This is a genomic window from Streptomyces sp. NPDC006711, from assembly GCF_042869775.1.
Lineage (GTDB): Bacteria > Actinomycetota > Actinomycetes > Streptomycetales > Streptomycetaceae > Streptomyces.
In genome coordinates this window covers 1-7,638 of record NZ_JBIAGO010000004.1, presented here as the reverse complement: position 1 = coordinate 7,638, position 7,638 = coordinate 1, and the positions used below count along the sequence as shown (strand labels likewise).

The window sequence follows — 7,638 nt, the reverse complement described above, 5'->3', positions numbered from 1 at the left end:
CCTCGCCGTGTGTCGTTTCCCGGGAACTGCGCATGCGGGAGGTTCGGGAAGTGGAGTGGTAAGAGAAGGGGAGCGGGGGCGGATCAGCGGCTCAGGACAGCCCGAGTTCCTTGTCGAGGAAGTCGAAGACGTCCTCGGCCGACGCGGTGTCGAGGCGGTCGGCGACCGTGGGGCCGCCCGTGGGGCCCGTGCTGCCCGCCTCACTGACGGCACTGTCGGCGTGCGTGCGCGCGTTGAGCCGGGTGATCAGTTCCTGGAGCCGGTGGCTGATCCGGCTGCGTTCGATCTCCTCGACGGAGAGGGCCGCCGCGACGGATTCGATGCGCTCCAGCTCGGCGAGGACCGGTACGGCGGGTGCTGTCTCGCTCGCGCACAGCTCGCCGTGCAGGTGCCTGGCCAGGACATCGGGGTTGGCATAGTCGAAGAGCAGGGTGGCGGGGAGCTTCAGGCCGGTGACGGCGCCCAGACGGTTGCGGAACTCGACGGCGGTGAGCGAGTCGAAGCCGAGCTCGTTGAAGGCGCGGCTCGACTGCACGGTGCTCGCGCTGTCGTAGGCGAGGACGAGGGCGACCTGGCCGCGCACCAACTCCAGTACTTCGCGGCGCTGTTCACTCTCCGGCAGGGCGGAGAGCCGGGCGATCAGGTCGCCGGCCGCCTCGGCCGGGGCCGTCGGGCCGGTGGCGCCGGGGGCCGAGGTGGCTCCGGCGCGCACTTCCGGCAGGTCCGCGATCAGCGGGCTCGGCCGGGTCGCGGTGAATCCGGCCGCGAGCTGGGGCCAGTCGGCGTCCAGTACGCCGACGACGGTCGTTGTCCGCTCCAGGGCGCGCTGGAGCGCCGTGAGGCAGATGCCGGCGTCCATCGGGGCCAGGCCGCGCCACCAGGAGCGGTCCTGCGAGGCGTCCTCGCCGGCCATGCCCCCGCCGTCCCAGGGGCCCCAGGCGACGGAGGTGGCCGCGAGGCCGAGAGCGCGGCGGTGCTGGGCGAGGGCGTCCAGGTAGGCGTTGGCCGCGGCGTAGCTGCCCTGTCCGGCGCTGCCGAGCAGCCCGGCGATCGAGGAGAATGTGACGAACGCGGTCAGCGCGTGGTGCTGGGTGAGTTCGTGCAGGTGCCGGGCGGCTTCGGCCTTCGGGCGCAGGACACCGGCGAGGCGCCCGGGGGTGATGGACTCCAGTACGCCGTCGTCGAGGACGCCCGCGGTGTGCATGACGGCGGTCAGCGGCTGGTCCTCGGGGATCTGCTGGAGCAGCGCTTCCACTGCGGCGCGGTCGGCGACGTCGCAGGCCGCGATGGTCACCCGGGCGCCGAGCGCGGTGAGTTCGGCGGTGAGTTCGGCGGCGCCCGGCGCCTGCGGACCGCGCCGGCTGGTCAGCAGGAGGTGGGCGGCGCCGCGACGGGCGAGCCAGCGCGCGACGTGCGCGCCGAGCGCGCCGGTGCCGCCGGTGATCAGGACCGTGCCCTGGGGGTTCCAGGTGACGTGGCCGTCTCGAGCCGTGGTTCCCGCGATGGTCGTGTCGGCGGGGATGTGGACGAGCCGGCGGCCGAAGGTTCCCGACGCGCGTATGGCGATCTGGTCCTCCGGGGCGCTCTCCTGGCCGGTCTCGGCACGGGTGAGCGCGGAGACGAGGCGGGCGGCGGCGGACTCGTCGGCGTGCGGCGGCAGGTCGATGAGTCCGCCCCAGCGCTGCGGCTGCTCCAGGGCGACGACCCGGCCCAGACCCCAGACCGGGGCCTGCTCGGGGTGGGGCAGTTCCTCCGCCTCCCCCACCGCCACGGCGCCGCTGGTCAGGCACCACAGGGGGGCTTCGATGGCGGCGTCGCCCAGGGCCTGGGCGAGTGCGACGGTGGCGGGCAGGGCGTGCGGGCCCGTGGTGAGGGCGAGCAGGGAGACGACGGCGCGCACGGGTGCCTCCGCCTCGCACGCGGTCCGCAGGTGGTCCGTGAGCGCGCTCCTTGCGGCGTCGTCCGTTTGGTCCGCCGTGTCGGCCAGGGAGGTCAGGGTGGCGTCGTCCACCGTGATGAGACGCGGTTGCGCGCCGTGGGTGCCCAGGGTGTCGAGGAGCCGGTCCGTCCAAGCCTGGGCCTGCGGCCCTTCGGGGGCCACGATCAGCCAACTGCCCGCTGTGGACGTGGAGTTCGGGGCGGTTTCGGTGAGGGGCCGCCAGTCGATCCGGTAGCTCCAGGCGTCGGCGCTCGCTTCCTTCACCCGGCGCGAGCGCCACGACGCGAGCAGCGGGAGCAAGGTGTCCAGCGAGTCGCGCTGGGGACCGGGTTCAGCGCCGAGCGCGTCGGCGAGCGTCCCGGTGTCGGTGCGTTCCACGGCGTCCCAGAAGGCCGCGTCCCCCGCGCTGCCGGGTACGGTACGGGACGCGTCGGCGGCCGCGCCAAAGCCTTCGGCGGCCTCGCCCTCCCACCAGTAGCGCTGACGCTGGAAGGGGTAGGTGGGCAGCTGGACCCGGCGTCCGCCCCAGGTCTCGGCGACGGCGTGCCAGTCGACCGCGGTGCCGTGGACGTGCAGTTCGGCGAGGGCGCCGATCAGGGCGACCGGCTCGGGCCGGTCGGCGCGCAGTACCGGTACGAAGGTGAGGTCCTGGCGGTCGGCGTCATCGGCCAGACACTGCTGGGCGAGCGCGGTGAGGGTGGCGCTGGGGCCCAGTTCCACGAAGGTGGTGACGCCGTTCTCGCGCAGGGTGGCCACGCCGTCGCTGAAGCGGACGGTCTCCCGCACGTGCCGCACCCAGTAGTCCGCCGACGTCAACTCGCCCTCGCCGCAAAGCTTTCCGGTGAGGTTGGAGACGACGGGAAGGCGGGGCTCGCTCATCGGCAGGTCTGCGACAATCTTGCGGAAGTCCGCGAGCATCGGGTCCATGCGGGGAGAGTGGAAGGCGTGGCTGACGCGCAGGCGCGATGTCTTGCGGCCCTGCTCCTTGAGCTGCCGCGCGGCACTCAGCACGGCGTCCTCGTCGCCGGAGAGCACCACCGAACGTGGGCCGTTGACGACGGCCACACCGAGCCGTTCCCCGAGCAGCGCCCGCACGTCCCCCTCGGACGCCTCGACGGCGACCATGGCGCCACCGGCGGGCAGTTCCTGCATGAGCCGGCCCCTGGCCGCCACCAGGGCACAGGCGTCCGCGAGGGTGAACACACCCGCGACGTGCGCGGCCGCGAGCTCTCCGATGGAGTGGCCGATCAGCAGGTCGGGGCGTACGCCCCAGCTCTCCAGGAGCCGGAAGAGCGCCACCTCGACCGCGAAGAGGGCGGTCTGGGTGTATCCCGTGCGATCCAGCTCGTCCGCGCTGCGCCCCTCATCCGGCTGCTCTCCGCCAGGCCACATCACGTCGCGCGACGGCCGGTCGAGGTGGGGGTCGAGTGCGTCGCAGACCGCGTCGAGTGCGGCCGCGAACACCGGCTCGTGCGCGTACAACTCCTGTGCCATGCCGAGGCGTTGGGCGCCCTGCCCGGTGAACATGAAAGCGGTGCGCGCGCCGGGCCCGCGTGGGGTGCCCAGGATCAGACCCGCGCTGTCCTGCGCCGTGGCCAGCGCGTCGAGTCGGCGCAGCAGGCCGTCGCGGTCGCCGGCGACGACGACGGCCCGGCGGTCGAAGGTGGCGCGTGAGGTGGCCAGTGAGAACGCGATGTCGGCCGGGGTGTCCTGCCCGGCGGCGACCTGGGTACGCAGCCGGGCGGCCGCCTCGCTCAGCGCGTGGTCATCGCGTGCCGAGAGCAGGAAGGGCAGCGTCCGGGCGGCGGACGCGTCCGTCGCTACGTCCGCCGAGGAGTCGGTGGGCCGCTCGGGGTCCTCGACGGTGGCGGGCGCGGGGGCTTCCTCGATGATGACGTGCGCGTTGGTGCCGCTGAGCCCGAACGAGGAGATGCCGGCCCTGCGCGGCTGTTCGCTCCCCCACGCCACCGGCTCGGTCAGGAGCCGCACGTTTCCGGCGCTCCAGTCGACCTGCGGTGTCGGTTCGTCGACGTGCAGGGTGCGGGGCAGTACCTGGTGCTGGATCGCCTGCACCATTTTGATGATGCCGCTGACTCCGGCGGCGGCCTGCGCATGTCCCATGTTGGACTTCACCGACCCCAGCCACAGGGGCCTTTCGGCCGGGCGGTCCTGGCCGTAGGTGGCGATGAGCGCCTGCGCCTCGATGGGGTCACCGAGCACCGTGCCGGTGCCGTGCGCCTCGACCGCGTCGACATCCCGCGCGGTGAGCCCGGCGTCGCGCAGGGCCTGGCGGATGACGCGCTGCTGGGCGGGTCCGTTGGGGGCGGTAAGACCGTTGCTGGCGCCGTCCTGGTTGACGGCGGAGCCGCGTACGACCGCGAGGACGGGGTGGCCGTTGCGCCGCGCGTCCGACAGACGCTCCACGAGCAGCACGCCCACGCCCTCGGACCAGCCCGCGCCGTCCGCCGCCCCCGCGAAGGACTTGCAGCGTCCGTCCGACGCGAGTCCGCGCTGCCGGCTGAACTCGATGAACATCTCGGGCCCCGCCATCACGGTGACCCCGCCGGCCAGCGCGAGTGAGCACTCGCCGTTGCGCAGGGCCTGCGCGGCCAGGTGCAGCGCCACCAGCGAGGACGAGCACGCGGTGTCGACCGTCACGGCGGGGCCCTCGAAGCCGAAGGTGTAGGCGACCCGGCCGGACACCAGGCTGCCGGCCGTGCTGCCCCCGGCGTAGTCGTGGTACATCAGACCCGCGAAGACACCGGTCCTGCTGCCCCTGAGGGTGGCCGGGTCGATACCCGCCCGCTCGAACGCCTCCCAGCTGGTCTCCAGGAGCAGCCGCTGCTGGGGGTCCGTCTCCGGGGCCTCCCTGGGGCTGAGGCCGAAGAACACCGGGTCGAAGTCCCCGGCGTCGTACAGGAAACCACCCTCGCGCACATAGCTGCGGCCGGGCCTGCCGGGCGCGGGGTCGTACAGCGCGTCCATGTCCCAGCCCCGGTCGGTGGGGAACTGGCCGACCACGTCGGTGCCTTCGTCCACCACCCGCCACAGGTCCTCGGGAGAGGTGACACCGCCCGGATAGCGGCAGCCCATGGCGACGATCGCGATCGGCTCGTGCTTGCCGTCCTCGACCTCACGCAGGCGGCGCCGGGTCTCCTGGAGGTCGGCCGTCGCACGCCGCAGGTAATCACGCAGCTTCTGGTCGTTCGCCATCGGTGTCTGAGCCAATCTGAGGTCTGTCGAGCGATACGGGGGCAGGAATGCGGGGGTACGGATACGCGGATGTACGGATGCGTCGCGTGCGCGCGGGACCGGTGGCGGGCCGGCGGATCCCGGGCGTGGCCCCGGCCGTCGCGGCCGGGGCCACGCCCGGCTAGGGCAGTCCGATCTCGTCGTCCAGGGCCGCGAACAACTCCTCGTCCGTCGCCGACTCGTAGTCCCTGCGGACATCGGCGTCCGGCGCCGCGCCACGCCGCGCCCGCCAGGTCCGCGCCAGCGTCTCCAGCCGCGCGGCGACCTCCGTGAACTCGGCTTCGTGCTCGTCCTCCCCCGGGGGCGAGGCGAGCAGCGCCGATTCCAGACGGTCGATCTCGGACAGCAGCGATGCTCCCGGCGACGCCTCCGGCACGAGTTCGGCCGCCAGGTGCGCGGCGAGCACCGTGGGCGCCGGGAAGTCGAAGACGAGGGTCGCCGGCAGCCGCAGGCCCGTGGCCGCGTTGAGCAGGTTGCGCAGATCGACGGCGGCCAGCGAGTCGAAGCCGATGTCCTTGAACGCCCGCTCCGGGTCGATGTGTTGGCCGCTGCCGTGCCCGAGTACGGCGGCCGCGTTGTCCCGGACCAGGTCGAGCAGGAGGAGCTGACGATCGGCGTCCGACAGACCGGACAGCCGCAGCGGGAGAGCGTTGGCGGCAGCGGGCGCCGGGCCCGTGCGACGCACCGGAGTGCGGACGAGCGTACGCAGCAGCGCGGGCACCGGGCCGCCCGGCGAGCTCAGCGCCGCCGTCTCAAGGCCGACCGGTACGAGCACCGGGGCGTCGCCCGGCTCAAGGGCCGAGTCGAGCAGCGCGAGCGCCCGGTCGGTGGGCAGCGGGCGCATGCCCATCCGCCGCAGGCGCTCCAGGTCGGCGTCGGCCAGCTCGCCCGCCATGCCCTGGGTCTCCGACCACAGCCCCCAAGCGAGCGAGAGTCCCGGCAGACCCTGGCTCCTGCGGTGACGGGCCAGCGCGTCCAGGAAGACGTTCGACGCGGCGTAAGTGGCCTGCCCGGCCCCGACGAAGAGACCGGCCGTCGAGGAGAACAACACGAAGGCCGACAGTGGTTGACGCTTCGTCAGCTCGTGCAGATGCCAGGCAGCATCCGCCTTGGGCCGCAGCACTCCGTCCAGGCGCGGCGCGCTCTGCGTCTCGATGAGGCCGTTGTCGGCGATCCCGGCCGTGTGGATCACGGCGGTGAGGGGGCGGCCCGCCGGAATGTCGGCGAGCAGCTTCTCCAGCGCGGTACGGTCCGCCACGTCACAGGCCACGATCATCGTTTCGGCACCCAACTCCACGAGTTCCTGTCGGAGTTCGGCGGCGCCCGGCGCGCCCTCGCCTCTGCGGCTCACCAGCAGGAGCCGGCGCGCGCCGTGCCGGGTGACCACGTGCCGGGCCACGGCCGCGCCGAGGCCGCCCGTTCCGCCGGTGATCAGCACGGTGCCCTCAGGGTCCCAGCCCCGGGCGGCCGCCGTCGGCCCATCGGCGACGGCGCCTCGCTGTTCCCGTACGAGCCGTGGCTCCCACAACAGCCCTTCGCGCAGGGCGAGTTCAGGTCCTTCGGCGGAGGCAGCGGCCCGCAGGAGGCGGCCGGTGGAAATGGCGGGATCGGCGCTGGCCCGTCCGTCCCAGTCGAGAAGCAGCAGTCTCGCGCCGGGGTGCTCGGCCTGCGCCGAGCGCACCAGCCCCCACATCGGGGCCCGCGCCAGATCGACGGTGGTCCCTGCCCCGGCATCGGGGCCCTCGGCGCCGCTGGTGAGGATCACAAGCCGGGAGTCGGTGAGCCCCGGGTCCGACAGCCAGTCCTGCACGGTGGCGAGCACCCGGGCCGTCGCCTCACGCATCCGGTCCAGGAGACCGTCCCCGTCGGCTGCGCCGTCCCCGTCCGCGTCCGTGACCGCGTCATCGTCCACGCAGCTGAGAACCACGAAGTCCGGTACGGGACCGGAAGCCGCCCTGAGCTCCGCGAGGTCGGGGAAGACGGCTGCTTCGCCACCGAATGCCTGCGCGACCCGACCGCTGTCTCCACCGCCGACGATCGCCCAGTGGCCCACGGGCGCCTCGGCCGGTGACCACTCGGTCCGCTCGGTCCAGGTCGGCCGCAACAGCGCGTCGTCACTCCCGGCCGCCGCAAGTTGGCCGGCACTCACGGCACGCGCGGCGAGCGAGCGGATCGAGATGACCGGCGCGCCGCGCGCATCCGTGGCCGTGACCGTTGCCTCGTCCGCACTGTGCGAAATCACTCTCACCCGCAGCGATGTGGCGCCCGTCGCGTGCACGGTGACACCGCTCCACGCGAAGGGCAGCCGGGGCCCTGCGGCACCGTCCTGGCTGTCCCTCTCATCAAAGAGGTTGGCGTGGAGTGCGGCGTCGAGGAGGGCGGGGTGGAGGGCGAAGGTGGTGGCGTCGTGGTGTGCGGTGTCGGGGAGGGTTACTTCGGCGAGGATG

2 protein-coding genes are annotated in these 7,638 nt (G+C 73.4%); both read right to left on the bottom strand.

Annotated features, from left to right (window positions below; genetic code table 11):
* Positions 1–91 precede the first annotated feature (91 nt).
* Entirely contained in the window at positions 92–5,152 is a 5,061-nt protein-coding gene (locus ACFYM2_RS10620) for a type I polyketide synthase (protein ID WP_388835143.1), read from the bottom strand.
* A gap of 160 nt (positions 5,153–5,312) precedes the next feature.
* The coding region (locus tag ACFYM2_RS10615) for a type I polyketide synthase (RefSeq protein ID WP_388835141.1) at positions 5,313–7,638 on the bottom strand (2,326 nt) is incomplete at its 5' end.

What these genes read in the sequence shown, in the direction of transcription:
- ACFYM2_RS10620 (WP_388835143.1), bottom strand. Translation starts at nt 5,152, where the DNA reads ATGGCGAACGACCAGAAGCTGCGTGATTACCTGCGGCGTGCGACGGCC.